Source organism: Paenibacillus sp. FSL F4-0243 (assembly GCF_037963295.1).
Lineage (GTDB): Bacteria > Bacillota > Bacilli > Paenibacillales > Paenibacillaceae > Paenibacillus_AQ.
The window spans coordinates 4,864,715-4,889,657 of sequence record NZ_CP150151.1; the positions used below are offsets into that span (position 1 = coordinate 4,864,715).

Consider the following 24,943-nt stretch of genomic DNA (forward strand, 5'->3'; position numbering starts at 1 on the left):
ATTATTTGAATTTTAAAAATAAAATAGGGCGCATCCAAATAATGGATGCGCCCTATTTTTTCACTTTTGTTCTGCCCCTGAAGAAGGCCTGATTTCTTCCACGGACTCTTCGATGCCGTCGTCCGCATTAAGATAAATACGATACTGAGTACCATTTACCTCTCCGCCAAATTCGTAAGTCAAGACTTCTACGGAGTCATCATTTTTAATCCAAGCCATGCGATGGTAATTCTCATTGAAATCCGAATTCAGAAATTTCTTCGCTTCCGCCAGAGTCAGCTTTGGCTTTGGAATTTTACGATTGTCCTTATGCTCATTGACATATTCGCTAGCCTCAAATCCAACCGCTGTCCCAGTATCAAGTCCAATACGGATCGTCATTTTCTCAGGATAAATCAAAACATCATTTTGGCTCGTTACAAAGGTTAAATTCCCGATATTATCATAACGGTCAGCATTAACCGCAGTCATATGAGGATATCCTTTTTTCTTAAGAAACTGCTCTGCCTTGGAAACTGCTTCTTCTAGGGTCACCTTAGCAGGTCCTATCTCACGGTTATCGTAATAAGAGATCAGTAAACCACCATTTTTGGTGAAATCCATACTGATAATCTGCTTATTATTCGAACCACTGACTGTAGCCGTATAAGAAGGCCACTTCGTATTTTTGCCGTTTTCTTTAACGTCTACCTTAGCATTCGAGCCTGCATTAGCAAACTTAATGGCTTTACGTTTGATATCTTCAACTGAAACAGGGGTACCTCCGAGCATTTTTACAGAGCGTTTATCGTAAATGCTTGCAACTGAAGGACCCCAATCCAGGTCAGGGTAACCTTCGACACGTTTGTCCACCGACTTGAAGCCGTCAATAATCGAATTATCTTCTGCCTTATTCTCTGTAGCCAATGCGGTTTCAACATCCATCCAGCGCAAACGGCTACCAATCACTTTATTCTGAACATCTTGCAAATCTTTTGAGATTTCTCCAGAGCTCTTATACAATGCTTTCAAATTGCTCAATTCACCATCTGTCAAAGGCTTCTTAGCGAAATCACGAATCCCAGCTTTATAAGAAAAGTTTGAGATTTTGGACAGAAACTCCTCCGTTTTGCTAAATGGCAGTAATGTGAGTGGCAACTGATTGATTTCATTTTGTGCCTCACTGGTCATCCGCCACACATTAACAAGTCCTTTGCGGTGCATCCCGTTAGAAGCGGAGTTAACAGCTAGTGTGTTTCCCAGCTCTCCATGAAGACGCTCCACATGGTAAGACAAATCATGAAAGGCACGCTGATATTGGTTCTCCGCCTTAATTAGGATCGCATTCTTCTCCTGATTCTCCTGATAACCCCACACGAGCGCACCAATTAACAGCAGCGCAGTCAGCGGGAACATTACAGCACTTAATCTTTTGTACATAGGGCTACAAGACTCCTTTCGATAGCTTATTGGCGTTAGTTTGACAATAAACTAGGAGTCTTATGCACCCTTCTGTAACACAATATGACTAAAGTGTTTGAATAGAGGGATTTCACTCCAAATTTGCATAGCATAGCGCTTATGCTCTCTCTTCAATTTCAAAGCCACTACTATTACTGCAAAGGCATTGCTTAAAGCCGGTTTGAATCACACCCTGCTCTTTTATCCCTCTTAATATGTAGGTCTCACCGCATTGTTTGCAAAGTATACGGACTTTTATACGCAAAAAAAGACACCTCTCTCCTCTCTGGAATCTCCCGCTAAGGAACAATCCTTTGAATATAAGTGTGTCCATCTCGATTATAGGTTAACCTCTTCTTCTCGTTTCAGAAAGCGGAAAGGGGACCGGCTATTTGCCCTATCCACTTTCCCCATCCCTCCGTACCATAGAATAGCCATCAGAGGAACAATAAACCATATCCAGTAGTTAGCTGTCGTACTCAAAATAAAGTCATAAATCCCATGCCACAACCATGGCAGCAAGATAGAGATTAACAGAATCCCTTTTGTTTTAGCTCCTTTTGAGAACTTGGCTCTCCCTAAATGATAGCCCATAATTACACCAAACATAGCGTGTCCAGAAACCGGAAGCAGTGCTCTCAGGAACATGGAACCGATTGATGCATTGCTATACCAAGCGTACATTATATTTTCTATTGTTGCGAAGCCGAGCGAAATCGCTACGGCGTATAGTATCCCATCATATGGCTCGTCAAATTCGGTGTGATTGTAAATCATATGGTAAAGCACAAACCATTTTAGACATTCTTCCACGCCAGCGGATATGAGAAACGACTCCACATAAGGACCGCCATTCAGCCCCAGCATTAGTCCTCTCTGAATGATCATAACAGGGAATACAATCAGAAGGCCTAGCAGGAACACCTTAATAACGATATGAAGCGGTTCTTGATCATACTTATCTTTCAAATAAAAAAAGGTCAGCAGAGCAAGTCCCGGCGCTACTGCCGACGAAATAACCGATAACACGAGCACCGAATAACCTCCCTATATCCCTAGCGCCTTATTCTGCTGATTACAGCAAGGCAGATAACAGCTTTAATTCAAGAATGACCGCCATACCATCAAGAACAAGAATAGGGCTAATTAGCTAAAACGATGCTTATCAGCCCTATCATGCTATTTAATCCTGACGCTTAAAATGAGTGCACAATAACTGGACTGCATTCTCCGGCATTACTGTCTTCCCGTATTCATCGAGGACAGCTTCAGTAACCGGTGAGGAATCTCCAAACTCAGCTAGTACGCCAACAAGACCTGACAACGCTGTTTCTTCAAATTCCTTAGGATCGAAGTACAGATACCATTTATTGTTATAAGAATACAGTTTCCCCTGGGAAGTAATATTACCAATGAGCACATGGGCCGCTTCAACAAGAACCTCGAAATCGCGGAATGCATATACAATGGAGTCGCTTTGTTCAAGAGTAACTTCCATTTCGTAAATCTCTTCTGGCAATTCTTCTTCCCCGGACGCACCGTACTGATGGTGATCATATTTTCCTCGGGTCACTATAACGACCATGCCTTGGGCGGGCAATGCGAAAACTTCTACGGCAAGCGGACCGGTAGCATCAAAACCTAGTTCACTATATGCTTGGTCCATCATCTCCGTAAACAGGTCATGTACCTTGGGAACTTCCTGCCACATGTCTTCCTTCTGGATGCCCCGCTCGCTCAGGTCGTCAAAAGTGAGGAAAATCCGTATCTTATCTTGACTTAATCGCTCTATTCTCATGACAGGATCCTCCTTTTGCAAGCTCATTTATTATAATGTATGATGAGTCCCGAGTAATGAGCCAAAAATGGTTACTATGTATGTATGTTATCATTTTGCAGAGATAAATGCACGAAAATAAATATATAAAATCCTCTTAAAGCATTGCCACTACTGAAGAGCTTATTCTAATTCATAAACCATTTTAAAGCCCTTGAATATAAAAAAGAATCATTCTGCGGAATATTTCATCCTCAAAATGATTCTGAAGGAGTCCTTTACGGTTACAATCCCGGTATGGCAGTATGCGTTTCTTTAAGAATTTGCTCCACTTCGCTCTTCACTTCAGGATTGTTGCGAATGAAATCCTTCAGTAATTTGAGATTGGATTCTTTTGATTTTGCCGGTGATTCCGTTTTATGCTCAGAGGTTCCGCTGTTCGAACCATTACTTTGAGCATTGCTGCTTGTATTACTGCTTGCATTGCTGCTTGCATTGCTGCTTGAAGCAGCAGTGTTTCCAAACCCTGTCGTAGCCATACCAATTATTTTTTCTTTTGCTTTATCTGCTGCTCCACTCATGGAACCGCCCGATTGCCCCAGCGAAGACATTAGAGAATTCCGCTTTTTGGACATAATCATACTGGCTGCGACGCCCATCAGCACCCCACATAAAAATGACGAAGTATTCATATTTCCAGCCTCCTTGTATGGTAAAATCATGTTTAGTGTTCGCGGAAAGATTGCCGCTCATGCAACCTAATAAGAAGAAAGCGAGTTGAAAAAAGTGGGTAAAATGACATCAGTGCTCCTACTGGCTACCTTACTGCTGACAGCCTGTGGCAACAGCGGTGCGAATGGAAAGACAACCGAGGATACAAACACCACAAACAATACGCCTACGGCGGCAGCTACACAGAGCGCAGAAACTATAGCGCCTTCCCCTGAAGTTACAGCCAGCCCTACCCCTGAAGCGTCAGCAGATGGAGGAACTACAGGTAGTAATAATAAAGCCAGTAAGGATGAAGACTCCGCTGAAATTCCACTGCTGTACCATATGAACAAAAATTACGACATCGTCCCAAATGAGGAAACTACAAATAAAAAAGTCGTGTTGCTCACTTTTGATGACGGTCCCAAAGATGCGGAAATGATTAATCCATTAATGGATGTTCTGGACAAACATCAGGCCAAAGCGATCTTCTTCGTGAATGGATACCGCGTTAAAGCGCATCCCGAGCTTCTAGAGTTAATTCATAACCGCGGAGGAATTATCGGCAACCATAGCTGGGATCATATTGTGTTGAAGGACAAGTCTTACACTGAGGTCAAAAAGCAAATCGAAGACGTTCAAAATGCGGTCAAAGAGATTATTGGTGAAGCACCTCAGTTTTTCCGTCCCCCACATGGTGCTGGTGGAGATGTAGGGAAGAAGATTTCCGCTGAGAATGGGATGTTGTATATGACCTGGTCCAATGGATCACTGGACTGGGAAATGAAAGAGAAAGAAACCGGAAAAACAGATAAGTTAATCAAAAATGTGACGGATCAATTGCATTCCGGCAGTAATATTCTGATGCATGAGCTACCATGGACAGTTGAAGCGTTGGATAAACTGCTTACTACTCTTGAAGGCAAGGGCTATAGCTTTGTAGATCCTCGCAGTATTGAGCTTAAGATGCGCTAATTCCTAATTAGGATAAATAAAAACAGGTAATCCCCTTGATGAAAAGGAGATTACCTGTTTTTTTGTCCACCCGTTCAAGCGGTACAAAGACAGCTTTCTAATGTTTCTCTTTTCGGAGTGTTAGCACGTGCATCTCAGCAGGACTTCCCCAGCGGATCGGCAAGTGAGAGGTTCCAAACCCTCTGCTAATCAGCAGCTTCGCATCCCTTCCTGTCCCATCTCTTCTGGGCCATTGAAACATTCCTGCATCATATTTATGATAGAAATTTTCCACATGCCTATGACCCAAAAAAGGAAGAATGACCTGCCCTCCATGCGTGTGGCCTGCTAATATCAGATCCGCTGGCACACTTTGACGTTTGGACAACCAGAGCGGATCGTGAACAAGGATGATACGACAAGTGTTATTTAGTGAAGAAGCACGTGACGTTAATCCAGGTAATGGACGATAAGAAGTGTTACCACCCTTTTTCGGAAAATCCACTCCCGTTAACCAAAGAGAAGCTCCCTGACGTTCAATACGCACATTCTCATCCATTAACAGCTTTGCACCACTGCCCCGGATAATCTGATCAACTAGTGAAATATCAGCTCGATAATCATGATTTCCATGTACTACATAGGTAGGAGCAATAGAAGTCACTAAAGTCATATTATCAGTCAGTCGATCCAGAGGACTGTTTTTTTCTGTTAGATCACCACCTAATAAAACAGCACCCACCGTTCCCTTTAACGGAGTCAGCAGTGCTGTTGGAAGGCGGCGGCGATGGATATCAGTTATAAATAAGAGACGAAACCCATCAAACTCATCTGGGAGCGACTTCAAAATTATTTCCTCGGTAATAATTCTGTTTCTAAAGGCGTTACTCACCATAATCACAGCAATGATTAGTGCAATCAAAAGCACAAACACAACCAATCCCCAAATCCAAAAAATCACCATAAAGTACTCAAAGGCGGCGCCCCTTCGATTCCCCACCAGAGGAGCGCTACCAGCAATATTACAAAGATGAAAATCAGAGAGTTAACAAACATTTTACTAAGCCGAACACGTTCTGATGAATACGTATTCGAACGTGATGGAACAGATTCTTCCTGCTCTTTGTTTCCAGCGTTAGATCCCTTCGCAGAAGCCGCAGGACGGCGCGCTTTCCTTGACAAAGTTGCCGTTGTTGTCCGGGAATGATTGCTCTTTCTAGGAGCCCCCTCCGATCGCGGATTCGTTTTTTTACTTTTGCCAGAAGTTTTGCCTTCGCCACTGCGCTTTTTCTGACGAGACTTCAACCGGCTCAATTCCTCACTCATGATTCCCTCCTGTAGCGGATCACCAGACCAGAGAAAAGGTCGATGAAGAAATGACATAGTATAGGTGCCCATAGGCTTCCTGATTGAATGTATATATATCCAAGACCATAGCTGCTTAAGAATACCCATCCGGTAGGTACAAAGTGGCGCAAATAGCGAACATGAATAAGAGCAAACAAAATACTCGTCCAATAAGGACCAATGGAATACTGAATGGCTCCTCTGAACAGAAGCTCTTCACAGATCGATACCATAGCTGCAATTACAACAATGTGCCATACGGGCCGATTTCGAAATAAAAGGTCGTTTATTCCCCCGTCATCCATGCTTTCTTCAGGTACAATATGAGTCAATAAATAATCAACTACCAGCATTACAGCAGCAAGTCCAAGACCCCATGCCACAAATTGTACGTTTTCTGGAAAAATTAATAGCTGAAAAGGATTTCTTTTCTGAAATAATATCCATATCAAACCGATAATTAATGTAAGCCCCTGAGTAATGTAGAGATTGAGGAGCAGAAGACGGTCTGTTAACTGACCTGGCTCTACTTTTTTTATCTTAATCTCGCCAAATTTGAATTTTTTCATCGTGACCTGCCTGTTCTTTAATTTTTTGGGGCAGCTCCGAAAGAGAAACCGTCCATAATGTTGCTATCAATACATAATACATAGGATAATTCCCCCAGAAAAAGGAGCACTTATTATGAGCCAACGTAACTCCCGTACACAAATGTTGTACACTCTATTTTTTTTGTTTTTCCTTATTTGCGCCTTCGCCGCATTTTTCACAGGCGTCAAGGTTGGCGCAGACAAAACGGAAGCTAAATATGAGCAACAAAAGAGCAGTAATGGATATGGATTAGAAGAATTCACGGGCTCTTACCAACAGAAGGATCTTGTTACTTTCTATCATAACGTATTTTTGCCTTATCGGGAATTCAAGCAGAATTGGAACACACAAGTGGACAAGTTGGCACGCAGTACAGATGCCCGTGTAAATGCAGCAGCTATGAAGAATCTTAGCCTTCTAGCAGATAAACAATATGAAAGAGTTAACCAGGACTCTATCTTTTCCGACTCTCCCTTATTACATCAATCACAGCTAAACATACTCAAAAGCTTAACTTTATTCTCAAAAGCTTCTGGTGAAATAAGTGCAAGTGCATCTGGTGCAGAGACGGCAAAATTGCTGAAAAATGATCCTTATACTGCCGGTGCGGTTAAATTCGGATTGCTCGCACAAAAGAACTTTTATGATTCTATGCTAAAGTGGGGCTCTAAGACAAACCAGAAAATCCCTTCTGTTGCTGGTGAGCTAAAGACCATGTCCTTTATCCAGTGGAAAAAAATGCCTCTTCTTCAAAAGAACGCATCCATCGCTGATATGATGTTAAATCGCGGAATTTTTGCAGCCTACGATCCTCAGGACATTACTGCAAAAATAGACGATTTGATACATTCTGGTACAGCCAGTTCATTGAATCTTACGGATGTTCAGTCCTCAGTAACCCTGCTTATTTCCACAGGTGCTATACAGGTAGAGGATTTTATGAAGTGGCGAGAGCAGTACTATAGCAAGGAGACGATTCCACAGCTCCCGTTTTTTTATGAATAGAACCAGTCATTGAATCATAACGAAAAATGAAGTTCACTTCAAGAAAGCCTACTTTCAAAGCCTATTGACACATCTACATTACCGTGTTACATTATGAAAAAATTAATCAATCAAAAACGATGATGGAACAAAGATTCTGGAAGTCTTCAGAGAGCCGGTGGTTGGTGCAAACCGGTGACAAACAGATGTCTTTAGCGCTCCTGAGATATTGTATCGAACCTTAAAGTAGGTGCAATCGGATCAACTCCGTTACCAGTGTGGCCTTTGCAGGCCAATGAGGCTGCTTCTTCCAAGTTGCAGTGAATTAGGGTGGTACCACGAAGATAACTCTCGTCCCTTACTACGGCAGTAGTATGGGGGTCGGGAGTTTTTTTAATTTCTAAATACCTAATCTATACTATCCTTTTGCCCAAAGTTACCGATTCCGCGGTACTTCTGCACGCAGCTTCTTTTATGCGACACCGCGTTGATCTACTATTATCGCATGTTTTTTCTCTACTAGTTCGTGAATCTTCAGGTATTGTGGATTGCCCAAAAAGGCGTCCTCGACATATAAAGCTTTTCAACTTTAAGGGGGATAAGAAACCATGTTTAAAGTATTAGTATCGGATCCAATCAGTGATTTGGGCATTCAGCAATTGATGGACGCAGAAGATGTAGTTGTTGACAAAAAAACAGGACTCAGCGAAGACGAACTCATTGCAATTATCGGTGAATACGATGGTCTCCTTGTCCGCAGTCAAACTACTGTAACAGACAAAATCATCGAAGCAGGAAAAAATCTAAAAGTAATTGGTCGTGCAGGTGTTGGTGTAGATAATATCAAACTGGATGCTGCAACAAAGCGTGGTATTGTTGTAATCAATGCTCCTGATGGAAATACAATTACGACTTGTGAGCATGCTTTCGCAATGATGATGGCTCTGGCCCGTCATATTCCACAAGCTTATGCAAAAACAATCGGTGGAACCTGGGATAGAAAAACATTCGTAGGTGTAGAGCTTCGTGGCAAAACTTTAGGTGTACTCGGAATGGGCAGAATCGGTAGCGAAGTGGCTAAACGTGCTAAAGCTTTCGGTATGGAAATTCTTGCTTTCGATCCTTTCCTAACAGCTGAACGTGCTGAAAAGATGGAAGTTAAATTGGCTTCCGTAGACGATGTTGTTCGCGGAGCAGACTTCATTACTGTGCACACTCCACTTACTCCGGAAACACGCCATATGATTTCTCGCCCACAATTCGAAGTGATGAAAAAGGGAATGCGCATCATCAACTGTGCACGTGGTGGTGTAATTGATGAAATGGCATTAGTAGAAGCTATAGATAGCGGTATTGTTGCTGGCGCTGCGTTCGACGTATTCGAGAAAGAGCCGCCGCAAGCAGATCATCCTTTCCTGTCTCATCCAAAAATCATCGTGACTCCTCACCTTGGCGCTTCTACGATTGAAGCTCAAGAAAATGTGGCGATCGATGTTTCGGAGCAAGTGTTGCATATTCTGCGTAATGAACCGTTCATTAACGCGGTCAACATTCCTCCAGTGGCTCCAAGTGTAATGAATAAGCTTCAACCTTACTTCACGCTTGGGGAAAAACTGGGCAGTTTTGTTACCCAAATTGCAGCTGCTGCTATCCGTGAGATCCATGTTGAATACGCTGGTGATCTTTCGGATGTAGATACCCAACCACTAACCCGCTACATTGTAAAAGGTGTGCTCTCCCGCCACTTTGCAGAGGACGTTAATATCGTAAACTCCATGCATTTAGCGAAAACACGCGACGTGAACGTAGTAATAACTAAAGCTTCTAAAACTAAAGGCTTTACCAATCTGATTACTGTTACTCTAAAAGCTGATCGTGACCAAGAGTATCTTGTGGCCGGCACCCTGCTGCAAGGTTATGGAGAACGTATTGTTCAAGTGAATAAGTTCCCAGTTGATATTGCTCCTGAAGGTCATCAAATCTTTGTATCCCATAACGACAAAGTAGGGATTATCGGACTCGTGGGTACATTGCTTGGTGAGAACGATGTAAACATCGCTTCCATGCAAGTGGGACGTAAAATTGTTGGGGGCGCTGCAATCATGCTGCTGACCGTTGACAAAGCCGTTCCTAAGCAAGTCCTTGTGAAACTCGCTGGTTTACCAGAAATTAACACTGCTGAAGAAATCATCCTTCTTTAATCTATAATATAGAAAGGCCATTCCAGAATGTACTGGAGTGGCCTTTCTTATATTTTACGATTCTCTTTCTTCCTATATTATGAACGAAGGGATTATCCTTCCATCAATATCAGTAAAACCATACTTTTCAGCAAGCTTTCCAACCAGCTGCGGCTCACCGGACATAGACATAACCTCTGGATCAGCGGCTAGTGCAGTCACTGCTCGACCAATATATGTCGTCGATTCACTCATTTTCAGTTCCTCAACTTCTTGCCAATGTTCCTCATCTGTATTCATGGCTTCTAGAACCGCTTCTGTTCTCATCCATCCAGGTGAAAGTGGAATAACCGCAATGCCGTCATCCTTTAATTCCTTCGACAATCCGAAAGCCATACGTAAAAGTGCATTTTTAGAAAGATCATAATAAAAGTTGCCTAAATATTTATAATGATACCAGAAGGTTGTATGGATAATTAGACCACCAGTTTTTGCCTTGCGCATGAAGGGAATTGCGTAATAATTTGTGATCATCTGTGCTCTCACACCGGCATTAAACATATTGTCCCAATGAGCTGTAGGTAGCTCCCAAAAAGGCTTTTGCTCGATAGCTAAATCATTGCCTCCCCACACGTTGTTAACTAAGATATCGAGCCGCCCCTGCTCTTCAGCGATCTGACGGATCACTGCTTCTGTTTCTTGATCCTTCGTATGGTCACATTGTATTACCGCACCAGAACCTCCACTCTCTTTTATTTCTCTAAGTACGCTATCTATGCTCCCCTTAATATGCTCTGTGACGGATACATCTGTGGTCCTCCCTGTTATATAGACAAAAGCACCTCTTCTTGCTAATTCTAGAGCGATCCCTCTCCCAGCACCTCTGCTGCTCCCGGTAACCAATGCGACTTTCCCTTTCAATGTCATAGCCCTCAACCCTTTCCACATGAATTCGGATTTCAATATTCTGTGAACATTCCTTACGTTTTATAAGTATAGCCCGTATATATGACATCAACTGACATATATAATATAATCATGATTAAGAAATGATTAATGGTGATCGTCTAATCAATAATTCGAGGAGGTACAATAGCCTAATGAGAGCCGACCGTTTGTTATCAATATTACTTCTGTTGCAAAATCGTGGAAAAATGACTTCTAGAGAATTGGCCCAAACACTCGAGGTATCAGAACGAACTGTGTTTCGTGATATGGAAGCATTAAGTGCTTCAGGAATACCCATTTTAGCTGAACGTGGTCGTGAAGGAGGCTGGATGCTTACTGAAGGCTACCGAACCTCCCTAACGGGAATGAAGCCACAAGAGATTGGTTCACTGCTTCTGTCCGCTGACGCATCTATAATGAAGGATCTGGGGATACAAGACGACTACTCTTCCGCTCTTCTCAAACTAGAGGCTGCATCCTCACATCGACTTAGTAACCCAGCAAATTACCTAAGCGAGCGTATTCATATTGATGGCGCCAGTTGGCATCCTTCGGATGAAACTTATCCGTTCCTTTCTGTACTGCAGAGAGCACTTTGGGAGGACCGCAAAGTAAAAATCACTTATCTCCGAAGCAACGAGACAACGGTCCGTTTCATTGAACCTCTTGGGTTAGTTGCAAAACGCGGAGTATGGTATGTCGTAGCCAAAAGCAAAGATGAACTACGAACCTTTCGTGTGTCCAGATTAGTTAACGTTGAGGAGACTCATGAGTGGTTTAAAAGACCTGATGCCTTTGATTTAAAACAGTACTGGGAAGAGTCCACCAAGGCCTTTAAAGCAGCACTGCCAAAGTATCAAGTAAAGCTAAGGGTTAGAACATCTGTCTTAAAAGAATTACAGCGAGAAAGATTCGTCTCTGTCCAATTGATAGAGCCAACAAGCAATGCAGAGTGGGGGAACGTAGATGCCGAATTTAATACGATCGAGTCGGCCTGCCGGATAATCCTTTCTTTTAGTCCCTCGGTTATTGTACTTTCACCGCAAGAACTTTTAGAGATGGTAAAGTCTGCTATCGCAAAAATTTCCGCTATTTATGAGGATTTTTGACACGAAATCTAAAGAACTACTTCGAAAAGAAGATTTATGTCAGTTCTTACTATAGACCAATCACCTTTAAATCCCATATAATAACACCAATACATAATATTAATAAGGAGGACATTATACCAATGAACTGGATGCATAAACTTCCGTTAAAACAAAGAATTGTTGCCGGATGTTACCTCGTTGCCGCACTATTTGCCATTCCTGTTTTAGTTACTTTTATGATCTTAGGCAACATTATTTTGGGTATTGTTCTAATCGTAGTTCTTGCTGCTCTAACTTTCCCCGTGGCCCGCTTTATCGAGAGAGCGCTTACATCTTCTTTTGATGACATCGCGAATGTATCTCATAGTATTTCAAAAGGGGATTTTACTAGTAGAGCCGATGAGAACGGGTCTATGGGGGACGTAAGTCGTTCCTTTAATACTATGATTGACAAGCTCAAGAAGATTTTGACAGAAGCATCACAAATCACTCGTCAAGTTATGGATGCAAGCCGTGGAATCGAAGATAAGAATCAGAATTTGAAAATTGTCATGGCACAGGTAGCCTCTTCGTCTAACGAGCTAGCTCTTGGTGCAAATGAAATATCTACGGATATCGCTGAAATGACAGAATCCATTAAAGATATTGAGAATAAAGTATCCAATTATACGAACTCAACGAAAGAAATGAACAGACGTTCAATACATACATTAGAACTAGTTGAACAAGGACGGCAGTCCGTTGATACTCAAGCTGAAGGCATGCGCAAAAACATCCAGGCTACTCAAAAAGTAGCTGATACTATCGAAGCCCTGTCTCATAATGCTCGCGGAATTACGATGATTACAAAAACCATCACTGAGATCGCTGAACAGACCAACCTCTTATCGCTGAATGCCTCCATCGAAGCAGCACGCGCCGGGGAGCATGGTCGAGGATTTGCTGTAGTCGCACAGGAGGTTCGTAAACTTGCCGAAGAATCAACGGCTTCAACGAAGGAAGTCTTTGGCTTAGTTCGGAGCATCGAAACTGATATCAAACAAGCGATTGACAATATCGCTATCAACGAAGAAGTCGTACAGGTACAGAATGAGATGATCACTCAATCTGCTCATATCTTTGCTCAAATTGTGCAAAGTGTGCAGTATATTACCGAGCAAATCTCTTCCTTCTCTGCTGAAAGTGATCTGATGTTGGAAAGCGCCTTGAAAATCTCAAGTGCAATAGAGAATATCTCTGCAATCACACAGCAAACCGCTGCCGGCACCGAGGAAGTATCCGCCGCTATGAATGAACAAATTAATGCCCTGCAGTCCGTCGCTGAAGAAACTGAGAAAATGACACAGGCTGTGTTTAATCTACAGAAGACTATCCATATTTTCAAGTTTTAAGTCACTTGCAAATCATATAAACAAGTCCAAAAACTCCTCCTAAGTTTTGACTTAGGGGGAGTTTTTTTATATCTATTATTTCATAGGTTGGACAAGACTTTCGTCAAAATTCGAGTTAATTTGCGAAAATATATTGACAAAGGTACTCTAGGAATATATTGTAAAGGAAAATTCTTCTTATAAATTTTAAAATTAATATTGGCAAAATCTTCGAAAGAGGATGACGCAAAACCATGGATCTACAGCCTCATTTTTAATCAGAGGCCATGACTGCCAGGTTGCAGAAAACCAAGACGACTGAACAATTGTTCAGTCTCTATGGCGATTTATGCCACCAACCTGTGCCCTAATTCAGAGCACAGGTTTTCTAATGTTTGATTTTAAAATAACAATCAACTTGTGAGGTGTATTTTTTGAAGACAGTCGCAGATTACATGTCGGAAGCACTACGGAACCTAGGTGTTACCCATTCCTTTGGTATTATTGGGAAATCCATTTGTCCTATTGTTCTTAAAATGGTAGATTACGGTATTGAATTTATTCCCGGGAGACACGAGTCCAGTTCCGGCTTCGAAGCAGCCGGGTATGCGCTTAAAACTGGAAAACTAGGTGTAGCTTTTGGTACTTCAGGTCCTGGTGGAACAAACCTATTAACCGCAGCAGCACATGCTAAGGCTAACAACCTACCTGTCCTATTTATTACTGGCCATCAATCTATTAAAGAGCTTGGAATTCCCCAATGTCAGGACTCTACTTCTTTTCTAGCTGATTTAGCTGATATGTTTAGACCTGCCACCTTATATAGCAAGCTTATTGAACGTGGAGATCACTTTAACACAATCTTTAATCATGCCATATCCATTGCTTTGAGCGGTAATCGTGGTCCAGTTCACCTTTGTATTCCCTTTGATGTACAAACGGAATTGCTAGAGGAATGTAATATTGTAATCCCTGAACGCGAATCACTGGTTAGCCATGCTAATATCGACCGTGTACTTGATGCTATAAATAACTCTAAGAATCCAATAATTATCGCGGGTAAAGGCGTTAACCGCTCAGGAGCACATAGTGAGCTAATTCAATTAGCGGAAACATTTAATATTCCTGTAGTTACATCTCCAGGTGGTAAAGGGGCTATAGCTTGGGATCATCCACTCTATCACGGTCCAATTGGAGTAGGCGGTTGTACCCATGGGGATGACTTGCTGAATCAAAGTGATCTATTTATCGTTCTCGGGTCACGTTTAAGTGATATGACTATTTGTAATCTTAAAAGGGAAAATCATCCTGCAACATTAATTCAGTTTGATAGCGATCCGACTTTTGTCGGAAAAATATTGTTCTCTAAAACGATTCCAGTGACTGGAGATCTACGGGACAATCTAGTTTACTATCTCAATAATATTGACACGAACAACATCACAAAACGCGAAGCACCGACAAATTCCGATTATACCGAGGAGCCTCCGATTTTACCAAACCTTTCACTTGCATCGGTCTTGAGTATGATGAGTGATTTGATTCCTTATAACAGCACAGTCTTTGTTGATGATGGAAGTCACGGTTTCCATGCTGCGAAATGGTACAAGGTTAAGAAACCGGGCAGTTTTGTTTTCGATGCTTACTTTGCTTGTATGGGTAATTCCATCGGAATGGCGATTGGTGCAAAGGTTGCTGCTCCAGAAGAAACGATCTTCTGCATTACAGGAGATGGCTGCTTTATGATGCTAGGCGCAGAGATTAACGCTGCTGTCTGCAAGGATATTCCTGTCATATTCATTGTTGTGAATAATAAACAGCTAGATATGGCTCTAAAAGGTATGGAAAAAACTACAGGACGTATTGACGGAACTATCTACGAAGTCCCTATGGATGCTGTGAAATTCGCAGAATCACTAGGCGCTAAGGGTTACAAATGTGAGACAGCGGAGGAGTTCGAAACAGCCATCAAGGACGCTGTTGCCATCAACCGTGTTGCCGTCATTGAACTGCTAACAGACCGTGATGAGGTCCCTCCGACTGCTCACCGTACTTTGAACCTAAATTAGGAGGTCACTTATGAAAGACAATGTAAACAGTGGTCTGAACCACTTCACGAATCTCTCTGGAGACTACGGAGCTAAAGCACTGGCTCCGATTAAAGAACATTTCCCCGATTTGGCTGAATTTATTATGGGGAATGCCTACGGCGATATTTTTCAACGCAACACAATCGAAGCTGACTGGAAGGAAATCGCAGTTATCTCTGCCCTGATTTCGATGGGTCAGTTTGATCAATTGGGTGTTCATTATGTCATGGCTCTTCGTGTGGGAGTTACTGTAGAACAACTCAAAGGTATTCTATTACACTTAGTACCCGCTATAGGGGCACCTAGAATCATCACCGCTTTTAATATTCTTCTCGAAACGATTGAAGAAATAAAGTAACTATTTTCAGTAAATTAAAATATCGGGAGAGATGTTAACGTGGGACAGTTTATTTTAAAGACAGACACTACTAAAAAAGTGATCAATATTGAGCTGGAAGGAACATTTTCTGAAGAAGATGGTCTGAAATCTATCCAAGCTTATCAACAAACTATTAATCCTATCACTCCAGCAGACTATGAATTACAAATCGACTGCAGAAAGCTAAACGTAACTGCACCTGATGTTGTACCTCTTTTGGAAGGTTGCTTCGTAATGTTTAAGAATGATGGATTTGTAAAAGTAAATCTAACCCTTGAGAATAACCCAATTCTTAAAATGCAGCTTGCTCGTCTGGGTCGTAAAGCAGGACTAGATAACATCGAGATCATTTCCACCGTTACAGCTTAATTCTTCTTATAACTAAAAAAACTATAGAGTTTTTCAGGAGGATTCATTCATATGACCGGAATTCGTATTCAAGACATTGATATCTATCATCCTAGTAATAAAGTTGGTAACGACTTTTTTATTAAGCATTTTGACGAAAAGGGTATTGATATCCGAGGTCTACTGACCACTTTAGGTCGTGATACGCGCTATAGCATTAAGAATGAGGAAGAAAATTCTCTTACGATGGCTTTTGAGGCTGCCAGTAATGTGTTGGATAAAAATGGTCTCACTGGTGCTGATATCGATCTTATTGCCTATGCAAGTCAAACTCCTGAATATATCTTTCCTACTAACTCTTTAATGATTCACCGTTTAATTAACGGCGCATCCCATACAATTTGTATAGATAGCAACGCTAACTGTGCAGGTATGACTGCTTCCGTAGAACAGGTGAGCCGTCAAATGCAAGCCAATCCTAGAATTAAACGTGCTTTGGTCATCGGATCCGATTATGTAGCACCTCATGCAGATAAGAATGATCCAGTCTATTATGCTAACTTCGGTGATGCAGCTGCGGCAGTCCTTCTTGTGCGCGATGATAATGCGGTAGGCTTCATTGATTCTGTCTATCAAACAGACACATGCGTTTATGGCAACTCCATGTTCCCGGCTGAAGGCTTGGCTAATCTGGGTAGAAAAGGCGTAGCGGCTGGAGAATTCAATGTGAAGTTCATTCCATTTGATGATTCCATTTGCGTAGATGCTGCTTCTGAATCGATTCGCACGCTTCTATCTGATAACAACATAGCGCCTGAATCTATTAAAGCGGCCTGTTTCTCACAGCTTTCACTGCCTAATATCGTTGGTGTTTGTGAAAAAGTGGGTATTGATCGTGAGGTTGCGGTTTACATAGGTGATGAATTCGGGTACACCTCAACCAGTAGCCCGTTTATCGCTCTACACAAAGCTATTACTACAGGAAAGATCGAACGCGGAGATAAAGTTCTGTTCTGGACAGTGGGCGCTGGATGGCAAAACGTTGCATTTGTTATTGAATATTAAGCGTTACAACCTAAAAAGCGGCAGGCCAAGGATTATCCTTAGCTTGCCGCTTTTTAGGTTGATCTGTTCTTTAGGACTCGCTGGCAAAGGATAACCCCTTTTCAGTGAGCGCACGCCGTAGTACATCAATCCCTTTTGGTCCCATCCCATGGAGCTGCAGAAGCTCTGACTCAGTGAGCTTACTGATTTGGTGAATCTGTGTATACCCAGCACCATGAAGTGCTCGAAGTGCAGGCTTAGATAGTCCACTCGGTAGATCAGATTCTGTTCCATTAAACATAGACATATGCATCTCCCTGATCACTGATATCTTTCATGTTTTTCCCAGCCCATGGTACGCGCTACAGCGTCTTTCCAGGCGTTGTAACGTCGTTCACGCTCATCTATACCCATTACAGGTGAAAAGACCCTCTCAGCTTTGTTAAAGCTTTCTAGCTGCTCTCTTGTCCAAACTCCTGAGGTTAATCCAGCCAGAAGTGCTGCTCCCAGCGCAGTCGTCTCCGCATATGTAGTTCGAGTAACTTCACTACCGAGGATATCAGACTGAAACTGCATCAGCAAATCATTACGAACCGCTCCACCATCTACACGAAGTCCGGTCAATGGCATGCCTGCATCTTTTTCCATCGCCCCAATTACATCTCTAGACTGAAATGCTAATGACTCTAACGTTGCTCTTACCAAATGCCCCGAGGTGGTTCCTCTAGTTAGACCGAAGACTGCTCCACGTGCATACATATCCCAATAAGGGGCACCTAGTCCAGTAAAAGCAGGTACGACGACAACCCCTTCACTGTCCTCTACTTCCCGCGCTTTGTCTTCCGAGCCTGCCGGCTCCGTTATGAGTCCTAACCCCTCCTGAAGCCATTGTACAGCCGCTCCGGCTACAAACACACTGCCCTCGAGTGCATAATAGAGCTCATCCCCCATTCCCCAAGCTACAGTGGTCAACAACCCATGACTGGAGACTACAGCTTCTGTACCTGTATTCATCAGAATAAAGCATCCAGTTCCATATGTGTTTTTGGCACTGCCGGGTTCAAGACAAGTATGTCCAAACAAAGCAGCTTGTTGATCCCCCAATACAGAGTGAATAGGTATTTCTGTCCCGAACCACTGCGCGTCTGCTGCTCCAAATTCACTACCGGACATCCTCACTTCTGGCAGGATGGAGCGTGGTACACGAAGCTCCTCCATTAGCTCTTCGTCCCAGCAGCGCTCATGTAGATTATATAGCATCGTACGCGATGCATTAGTTACATCAGTAGCATGTACAGCCCCGCCAGTAAGCTTCCAGATTAGCCAGCTGTCTACTGTCCCAGCTAGTAGCTCGCCATTATTCGCCCGCTCTCGTGCGCCTTCTACATGATCAAGAATCCAGGAGAATTTTGTTGCAGAAAAATAAGCATCCACAACGAGTCCCGTCTTGCTAGCAATGAGTCCCTCTAACCCCTTACTCTTGATCTCTTCACACAGCTCTGCAGTACGTCTGTCCTGCCACACAATCGCAGGATAAATCGGCTTGCCTGTTGCTCTATCCCAGATCAGGGCCGTTTCCCTCTGATTTGTAATTCCAATGGAATATACTTCCTGAGGTGTTATCCCGCCCTGAGTAATCGCATCTCTTGCAGCTGCAAGCTGTGACGCCCAAATTTGCTCTGGGTCATGCTCCACCCAGCCAGGGTGTGGGAAAGATTGTTCAACCTCATATTGCCCTTGTGAGACGATTCTAGCGTCCTCATCGAACACTATGGCTCGTGAACTGGTAGTCCCTTGGTCTAAAGATAAAATCATTTGATGGCCTCCCAAGCATAAACAATGAGATATGTTCCACGATGAACAAGATTAATGTGTTTGTTTCAACAAAAAGCACCTCTGCTGTCAGAGGCGCTATCACACATTGTGTTTGGAATTACTGTTTTTCGACAGGAAGTCTTAGGGTAAAGGTTGTACTTTCGCCCAACTTACTGGAAGCTGAAATGGTTCCGTGATGCGACTCAACAATATTTTTAACAATCGCAAGCCCGAGTCCCGTTCCACCTGATTCTCCCCGTACACGTGCCTTATCGGCTTTGTAGAAACGATCAAATATATAAGGCAGATCTTCCTGCGGAATGCCGACGCCTTCATCCTGAATTTTAATTTCAAAATAGCGACGCCCTTCTAAGACACAAGTTCCTGTATGAACTGTGATCTTCTTGCCACCCTGCGTATGACGAAAAGCATTATCGAGCAAATTGGTTAAGACTTGCTCAAGCTTATCTTCATCCGCTGCCTTAAGAACAAGGACATCGCTCTCTTTATTTAGCTGCAGATGAATATCACGCTCTTTCGCACGTACGGAAAATTTGCGATACACTCGTTCCAGCAGTTCGTTCACATCTACTTCTGCCTTCAACATATCCGTATGTCCAGCTTCCATTCGCGCAAGGTCGAGCAGATCCTTTACAAGACGTCCCATACGGAGCGATTCATCATGAATGACCTGAATCAGTTCACTGCTTTCCTCTGGTGAAGATGCCATGCCGTCAAGTAAAGCCTCACTATAACCTTGCATCATCGATAATGGCGTCCGAATCTCATGAGAGACGTTTGCCACGAAGTCACGGCGCATTTTTTCGAGTCGTACTTCTTCAGTCACATCACGCAGAACAGCAACCACTCCACGAATGCTCCCCTCAGAATATAAAGGTGCCATATGGACGGACCACACGCCCTGCCGGACATGTACATTAGAACGCTCATCGCCGCCTTGTTTCAACGTGCTCAAAAATAAAGGACGCAGGGGAGGTGGAACATTACTCTCAGCCGTTTCCGTATGAGGTTCAATGTCACTCTCTTGTTCCCACTCTAAATCGCTCCAGCTCTCAAGTAGCGATTGACCATGCGGGTTGGTCAGAATAATCTGGCCTTCGATGTCAAAGGTGATTACAGCATCACTCATGCTGCGTAATACACTGGATAGATGGCCCTTCTCATGGTGCAGACTGCGAATATTCTCTTCCAACTCCTCAGCCATATGGTTGAAGGAAGTCGCCAATTGGCCAATCTCGTCACTTGTGACCAGCGTCAGCCTTGTTCCGTATTCACCACGTCGAATGTTGTTTGCAGCCTCGATGACACGTTGCATCGGCTGAGTGATCTTGGTAAACAAGAACAACGCGAAGAATGTCGTCAAAGAAAATCCGATCATGCACGTATACATAAATAAACGTTTGATATCGCCGGAATTAGCAAAGTTGCTGTCGATATAGGGAAGTAGAAACAACCCGAGTGTAATAAGCACGACAGCGACCAGGCAGATGATCGTGACCCACAGCTTGCCGACAAGACTTCTCCAGAAGTTCACTTATTTAGGTACCTCAAGTTTGTAGCCTACACCCCATACAGTTGTAATCATCGCCGCGGATTCCGGTGATACTTTATTCAGTTTTTCACGAAGACGCTTAACATGGGTATCGACTGTACGCAAATCTCCGAAAAACTCATAATTCCAAACATCTTTAAGTAGTTCTTCACGAGAGAACACTTTATCCGGTGAAATCGCCAAATAATGCAGCAGTTCGTATTCTTTCGGTGTCAGACTCACTTCTTCACCGCCAGCAGTTACTCGGTGTGCGTCATGCTCAATAATAAGATGAGTGAATACAATGTTATTACTGGAGTTGCTCTCTTTGGACAAAAATGCTGTTGCTGAAGAACGGCGCATAATGGCCTTCACGCGATAAATCACTTCGCGAGGACTAAATGGCTTCACGACATAATCATCCGCGCCCATTTCAAAGCCCTGTACACGATTAATCTCTTCGCCTTTAGCTGTAAGCATTAAAACAGGTGTCGATTTGACCCCTCTGAGTCGGGTCAGCACTTCCATTCCATCAATGCCAGGCAGCATAACATCCAGCAAAATTAGACCGTAGTCATTTGCTGTTGCTTTGCGAAGAGCGATTTCGCCATCTTCAGCTTCGTCGATTTCATAACCTTCTTTTTCAAGATACATCTTTAGCAGGCGGCGAATGCGTTCCTCATCATCCACTACCAGAATTCTGTTTAAATGATCTGCCATTTCACAACAACCCCTTCATCAAATACAGTAGAACGTAACCTTAAATCCATTGTGCTGTGTTAGCAGGTAAACTATGCTCAGTCCGTCCCCGCATAAGAATGAAGTCCGGCGATGACTAGATTAACGCCAACTAAGGTAAACATTACGACCAAAAAACCTAGAACGGCAAGCCAGGCAGATTTTCGCCCTTGCCATCCACGAGCCAATCGTAAATGAAGATAAGCACTATAGAAGAGCCAAGTAACGAGTGCCCAGACTTCTTTGGGGTCCCATCCCCAGAATCTTCCCCAGGCTATTTGCGCCCATATCATTGCAAAAATCAAAGCGCCTAATGTGAAAATAGGAAAGCCAATGGCTATTGCCCTATACGTTATCTCATCTAGATCGCCTTCATCAATCCCCTCCATAACCGGGTGAATCGCTGCGCCTAGTGGCTTGCGTACGATCAAGCGAAGAATTCCGTAAAGGAGTAATCCGGAAAGAATCGACCAGATTACAGTATTAAACTTCCGGCCAGCATTCACACCATTCATCCATGAAGGAGCTTCAAAGAGAGGTTCTTTCATGCCAAGAAACGACTGGAAGCTTTCTATTTCGCTATTGTGAGGAGCCACAATCGGCGGCATTCGATAACTCACTTTCTCTATTGTACTATTTTCCTGCCCTGCGCTGTCAATCGTAACGTTGGGACGGACAAAAACAGTCTCATAACCTGCTCCGCGGAAAGCAAAAACTGAACCCAGAAACCCAATTATAACAATGATTGAAAAGAGAGTAAATTCAATCAGTCTCTGTTGCTTACGATCCGCCTTCTCTTTACTGGAAAAATTAACAGTCCGTAGCAGATACATCAGCCCTGCCGCAAAACCTACCGCGAAAAAGGATTCACCTAGTGCTGCCAGTGTTACGTGAATCTTGAGATAGTTCGATTGCAGGGATGGAATTAACGGCTGAACCTCCTGTGGAAATACAGCTGCGTACGCCATCACAATAATGCTAATTGGAACTGCAAACAGACCGAGAATAACTTTGCGATAGATCGCGTACATCACTGTAAAGGCTACCATAACCATCATGGATAAGAAAGTCATGAACTCATACATATTGCTGACTGGAATATGTCCTGCACCAAACCAACGTGTAAAGAAATAAATAAGATGAAAGATAAGACCTATAGAAGAAACAATAAAAGCTATTTTACCCCATCGAGCAGTATGTTCCTCTGGCTTGCGGCCCGACCACTTGCGACCCATGATAGCGATAGTGAATAACATAAACGACCCGCTGTATAATAAGAATGCGGCAATAAAGACGGCACTGCTGATATCGAGCAAGCTCATGTAAGGCCTCCTCCATTATCTATTGATTTTTCATCGACTACCATATCTACTTTTTCTAAAATAGAAACGATCTCACGACGGAAACCGAACCAATTCTTGTTCGTATGTCCTCCGAGTATTAGCTCTCCGTTTACAACGGTAAGCCAGATGCGTCTATGCTGCCAGTAAAATCCAAGGATTAAACCCAGCATCACGATTGCTGCACCTAACCATACAAAAGGCATTGCACGATCAATACGTATATTCAAGTATGTAGTCGATTCCGAAAAATCAACATCGCTCATGTTGTCCACTTCAAGCTCAAGAAATCTATTGCTGCCACCAAGCTTATCGTTAATAGCCACCTGCTGAAACTGAGACTTATCTACCTGCTTAGGAAAATAGAAGTACTGCTGCCCTTCCGCTGGCAAATTCGGTCCTTGAATCAAGAATAAGAATGCTGGTGCATTCGGATAAGGCGACTTAGATATCGGCTGACCATCCTCATTCAGTCCAAAATCCATATACTTCTCTTTTAAAGTCATCGTATAGGGTCCCGCTGTAATCGTACGCTGCGGATTCTTCATATCCAGTTTGAATTTACCGTACGACTCCCCAGTGGTGGAATTCTTAAGCACAGGCTGTACAGAACGCAGTACAGGTGTTAGATCATAATCAAACTGATACGCTTTCAATCCTTTATAATCCAAAGGTGAGTTTACTTGGATATTATGCGTTGTCACCTCGGTAAGCTGCGGTTCCTTAGTAGGATCTGCGCAATCCGCGGTACATTTATAAAGCACTGCTTTAGTTTGGAATAATTTTGGAAGGATCTTTTTGCCTCGAAACTCCTCAGGCATCTCTTCATCTGTGTAGAACTCTACGGTGAATTTCTCGTTTTTTAAATAGTAGGTAGTATCCGGAATCTGTGTAATCTCCCCTTGCGGGAAAGCAAGATGCTGATCCATGTTGAGACCCGGCAATCCTCTTGCCAGTACAGCAAGTAAAAAAATAATCAAACCAATATGTATTACGTAAGGCCCCCAGCGGCTGAAGCGGTGTTTCTCTGCCAGCAGAGCTCCTCCATCCGTCTTGACTCGGTAGCCCTTTTTACGCATAGGCTGAACCACCCGAGCAACCCAAGCTTCTGGTTCTTCTTGCACTTCAGTAACTAGCACAGCCTTTTGCCGAGTTAAGAACTGACGATGTTTCCGAATCTTCTGCCTAGTTAATGCCTTATATAGCGGAAGTACTCTGTCCAAACTACAAATGACTAATGAAGCACCAATCATTACGAGTAGAGTCACAAACCACCAGGATTCGTATGTATGTGAAAGTCCAAGCTTATAGTAGATGTCCCCAGCTGTTCCGTACTCCTGCTTATAATAACTCGATGCATCAATATTAAGGAAAGTACTCTCCTGAGGGAAAATGGTTCCCAGCATAGATCCTAACAGTGTCAAAACGATTAGATATATCGCTATTTTGACAGATGAAAAAAAGTTCCAAACTCGATCAATAATGCTTGGATTAACACGCTGCGAACGACGGGCTACACCATCATAACGCATTTCCAGATTCTCGCCCCAGTCCGATTCTTTGCCAAGCGGTTTTCCGCATGCTTCACATAGAACAGTGCCTACAGGGTTCTGATGGCCGCATTCACATTTGGTATTGGTTATAAAAGCTTCGCGTTCACTCATCAATCCACCAGCTTCCCAATTTGATCATCTAGTGAATCTAAATCAAGCTGGCCAATATGAATGCTGTCAATTTTACCCTTTGCATTAATAAAAAAAGTAGTGGGGAGCGGAGAAATACCATAACTTCGTACAGCGTCTCGTCCCGTGTCCATCAAAATCGGAAAATCAATATTGACTTGCTTCACAAAATTCTCGACAGTCATCTGATCTTCACCTACGTTGATTCCAATAACGACTACATCTTTGTCCTTCCATTTTTCCCATTGTGCTTGGAGAGCCGGCATTTCTTTTACACATGGCGTGCACCATGAGCCCCAGAAATTCAGCACAATAGCCTTACCCTTATACTCGTCTAACGTATGCCCAAGTCCATCAAGACCCAGCAAATCAATGGCAGGCGCTTTACTACCTTCCTCTGGTTTTCCGCTTCCACCAAATACAGAGGAACCAATTGCATAACCACCCACTAGAACGATTAGAAACAGAATTACGATTTGAATTGGTTTTCTCGCTTTACCCACATGTAAAGCCCCCTTCTGTGACGCAACTCATACTTATGTTGTAAGGTGTGAACATCCTA

General features: G+C 43.1%; 24 protein-coding genes, 1 riboswitch and 1 other annotated feature. Of the genes, 9 read left to right on the plus strand and 15 right to left on the minus strand.

Translation table 11 applies throughout. The annotated features are described in order from the left end of the window. Positions 1-60 precede the first annotated feature (60 nt). The 4 genes from ypeB to NSS87_RS21745 all read right to left on the minus strand — a co-directional run bounded on the left by ypeB (position 61) and on the right by NSS87_RS21745 (position 3,909). On the minus strand, positions 61-1,419 hold the full coding sequence (ypeB, locus tag NSS87_RS21730) for a germination protein YpeB (RefSeq protein WP_339242732.1): 1,359 nt from the start codon (positions 1,417-1,419) through the stop codon (positions 61-63). Between the two features lie 360 nt (positions 1,420-1,779). Next, positions 1,780-2,475 carry a glutamic-type intramembrane protease PrsW gene (prsW, locus tag NSS87_RS21735; RefSeq protein WP_042129603.1) on the minus strand — a complete coding sequence of 232 codons (696 nt, stop codon included), beginning with the start codon at positions 2,473-2,475 and terminating at the stop codon, positions 1,780-1,782. Between the two features lie 148 nt (positions 2,476-2,623). Continuing rightward, on the minus strand, positions 2,624-3,238 hold the full coding sequence (locus NSS87_RS21740; RefSeq protein ID WP_042190227.1) for a genetic competence negative regulator: 615 nt from the start codon (positions 3,236-3,238) through the stop codon (positions 2,624-2,626). A gap of 263 nt (positions 3,239-3,501) precedes the next feature. Next, the gene (locus NSS87_RS21745) at positions 3,502-3,909 is read right to left on the minus strand and encodes a hypothetical protein (RefSeq protein ID WP_339242734.1); all 408 of its coding nucleotides are present in this window, start codon (positions 3,907-3,909) and stop codon (positions 3,502-3,504) included. Positions 3,910-4,003: 94 nt separating this feature from the next. Between NSS87_RS21745 and NSS87_RS21750 the strand changes: the two genes are divergently transcribed. Next, a complete protein-coding gene (locus tag NSS87_RS21750; protein WP_339248632.1) occupies positions 4,004-4,903 on the plus strand; it encodes a polysaccharide deacetylase family protein in 900 nt (299 codons plus the stop codon). A 97-nt stretch (positions 4,904-5,000) separates the two neighbouring features. Here NSS87_RS21750 and NSS87_RS21755 read toward each other — a convergent pair whose 3' ends face one another. The 3 genes from NSS87_RS21755 to NSS87_RS21765 are packed head-to-tail and all read right to left on the minus strand — an operon-like array spanning position 5,001 to position 6,798. Continuing rightward, positions 5,001-5,816 carry a metallophosphoesterase gene (locus tag NSS87_RS21755; protein ID WP_339242736.1) on the minus strand — a complete coding sequence of 272 codons (816 nt, stop codon included), beginning with the start codon at positions 5,814-5,816 and terminating at the stop codon, positions 5,001-5,003. A gap of 23 nt (positions 5,817-5,839) precedes the next feature. Continuing rightward, positions 5,840-6,208, minus strand: coding sequence for a hypothetical protein (locus NSS87_RS21760; protein ID WP_339242738.1), 369 nt, complete (start codon positions 6,206-6,208; stop codon positions 5,840-5,842). Then, positions 6,205-6,798 carry a CPBP family intramembrane glutamic endopeptidase gene (locus NSS87_RS21765; RefSeq protein WP_339242740.1) on the minus strand — a complete coding sequence of 198 codons (594 nt, stop codon included), beginning with the start codon at positions 6,796-6,798 and terminating at the stop codon, positions 6,205-6,207. Before NSS87_RS21765 ends, NSS87_RS21760 begins: the two co-directional genes overlap by 4 nt. Before the next feature lie 115 nt (positions 6,799-6,913). Between NSS87_RS21765 and NSS87_RS21770 the strand changes: the two genes are divergently transcribed. Together NSS87_RS21770 and serA are read left to right on the plus strand one after the other, a co-directional pair. Next, positions 6,914-7,825, plus strand: coding sequence for a hypothetical protein (locus NSS87_RS21770; protein ID WP_042190235.1), 912 nt, complete (start codon positions 6,914-6,916; stop codon positions 7,823-7,825). 110 nt (positions 7,826-7,935) lie between these two features. Further along, positions 7,936-8,166, plus strand: a binding site (T-box leader). 246 nt (positions 8,167-8,412) lie between these two features. Further along, complete coding sequence (gene serA / locus NSS87_RS21775; RefSeq protein ID WP_076284555.1) at positions 8,413-10,005, plus strand: phosphoglycerate dehydrogenase; 1,593 nt, start codon at positions 8,413-8,415, stop codon at positions 10,003-10,005. A 72-nt stretch (positions 10,006-10,077) separates the two neighbouring features. Here serA and NSS87_RS21780 read toward each other — a convergent pair whose 3' ends face one another. Beyond that, positions 10,078-10,911 (minus strand): SDR family NAD(P)-dependent oxidoreductase, encoded by an 834-nt coding sequence (locus NSS87_RS21780; RefSeq protein ID WP_339242744.1) that lies wholly within the window; start codon positions 10,909-10,911, stop codon positions 10,078-10,080. Positions 10,912-11,084: 173 nt separating this feature from the next. Between NSS87_RS21780 and NSS87_RS21785 the strand changes: the two genes are divergently transcribed. The 6 genes from NSS87_RS21785 (at position 11,085) to NSS87_RS21810 (ending at position 17,275) form a co-directional block, all read left to right on the plus strand. Beyond that, positions 11,085-12,041, plus strand: a complete 957-nt coding sequence (locus tag NSS87_RS21785; protein ID WP_339242746.1) for a YafY family protein — start codon at positions 11,085-11,087, stop codon at positions 12,039-12,041. 122 nt (positions 12,042-12,163) lie between these two features. Next, the gene (locus tag NSS87_RS21790) at positions 12,164-13,414 is read left to right on the plus strand and encodes a HAMP domain-containing methyl-accepting chemotaxis protein (protein WP_339242748.1); all 1,251 of its coding nucleotides are present in this window, start codon (positions 12,164-12,166) and stop codon (positions 13,412-13,414) included. 190 nt (positions 13,415-13,604) lie between these two features. Then, positions 13,605-13,700: riboswitch (cyclic di-GMP riboswitch) on the plus strand. A gap of 118 nt (positions 13,701-13,818) precedes the next feature. Then, positions 13,819-15,462: a thiamine pyrophosphate-binding protein gene (locus tag NSS87_RS21795; protein WP_339242750.1), complete on the plus strand. Its 1,644-nt coding sequence runs from the start codon at positions 13,819-13,821 to the stop codon at positions 15,460-15,462. A gap of 10 nt (positions 15,463-15,472) precedes the next feature. Next, positions 15,473-15,841: a carboxymuconolactone decarboxylase family protein gene (locus NSS87_RS21800; protein WP_042129622.1), complete on the plus strand. Its 369-nt coding sequence runs from the start codon at positions 15,473-15,475 to the stop codon at positions 15,839-15,841. 39 nt (positions 15,842-15,880) lie between these two features. Next, positions 15,881-16,231 carry a hypothetical protein gene (locus NSS87_RS21805; RefSeq protein ID WP_042190245.1) on the plus strand — a complete coding sequence of 117 codons (351 nt, stop codon included), beginning with the start codon at positions 15,881-15,883 and terminating at the stop codon, positions 16,229-16,231. Positions 16,232-16,282: 51 nt separating this feature from the next. After that, positions 16,283-17,275, plus strand: a complete 993-nt coding sequence (locus NSS87_RS21810) for a 3-oxoacyl-[acyl-carrier-protein] synthase III C-terminal domain-containing protein (protein ID WP_042190247.1) — start codon at positions 16,283-16,285, stop codon at positions 17,273-17,275. A gap of 70 nt (positions 17,276-17,345) precedes the next feature. Here NSS87_RS21810 and NSS87_RS21815 read toward each other — a convergent pair whose 3' ends face one another. The 7 genes from NSS87_RS21815 to NSS87_RS21845 form a co-directional block, all read right to left on the minus strand. After that, positions 17,346-17,561 (minus strand): DNA-binding protein, encoded by a 216-nt coding sequence (locus NSS87_RS21815; protein WP_339242753.1) that lies wholly within the window; start codon positions 17,559-17,561, stop codon positions 17,346-17,348. A 14-nt stretch (positions 17,562-17,575) separates the two neighbouring features. Then, entirely contained in the window at positions 17,576-19,069 is a 1,494-nt protein-coding gene (gene glpK, locus NSS87_RS21820) for a glycerol kinase GlpK (protein WP_339242755.1), read from the minus strand. 118 nt (positions 19,070-19,187) lie between these two features. Then, entirely contained in the window at positions 19,188-20,624 is a 1,437-nt protein-coding gene (locus tag NSS87_RS21825) for an ATP-binding protein (protein WP_076284549.1), read from the minus strand. Next, positions 20,625-21,341: a response regulator transcription factor gene (locus tag NSS87_RS21830; RefSeq protein WP_036676174.1), complete on the minus strand. Its 717-nt coding sequence runs from the start codon at positions 21,339-21,341 to the stop codon at positions 20,625-20,627. It abuts the gene before it with no gap. Positions 21,342-21,418: 77 nt separating this feature from the next. Next, positions 21,419-22,681 carry a cytochrome c biogenesis protein CcsA gene (gene ccsA / locus NSS87_RS21835; protein ID WP_042190256.1) on the minus strand — a complete coding sequence of 421 codons (1,263 nt, stop codon included), beginning with the start codon at positions 22,679-22,681 and terminating at the stop codon, positions 21,419-21,421. Continuing rightward, entirely contained in the window at positions 22,678-24,363 is a 1,686-nt protein-coding gene (locus tag NSS87_RS21840; protein WP_076284548.1) for a cytochrome c biogenesis protein ResB, read from the minus strand. The genes ccsA and NSS87_RS21840 overlap by 4 nt, the downstream gene beginning before the upstream one ends. After that, positions 24,363-24,884: a redoxin domain-containing protein gene (locus NSS87_RS21845; protein WP_042190261.1), complete on the minus strand. Its 522-nt coding sequence runs from the start codon at positions 24,882-24,884 to the stop codon at positions 24,363-24,365. The genes NSS87_RS21840 and NSS87_RS21845 overlap by 1 nt, the downstream gene beginning before the upstream one ends. Positions 24,885-24,943: the final 59 nt, after the last annotated feature.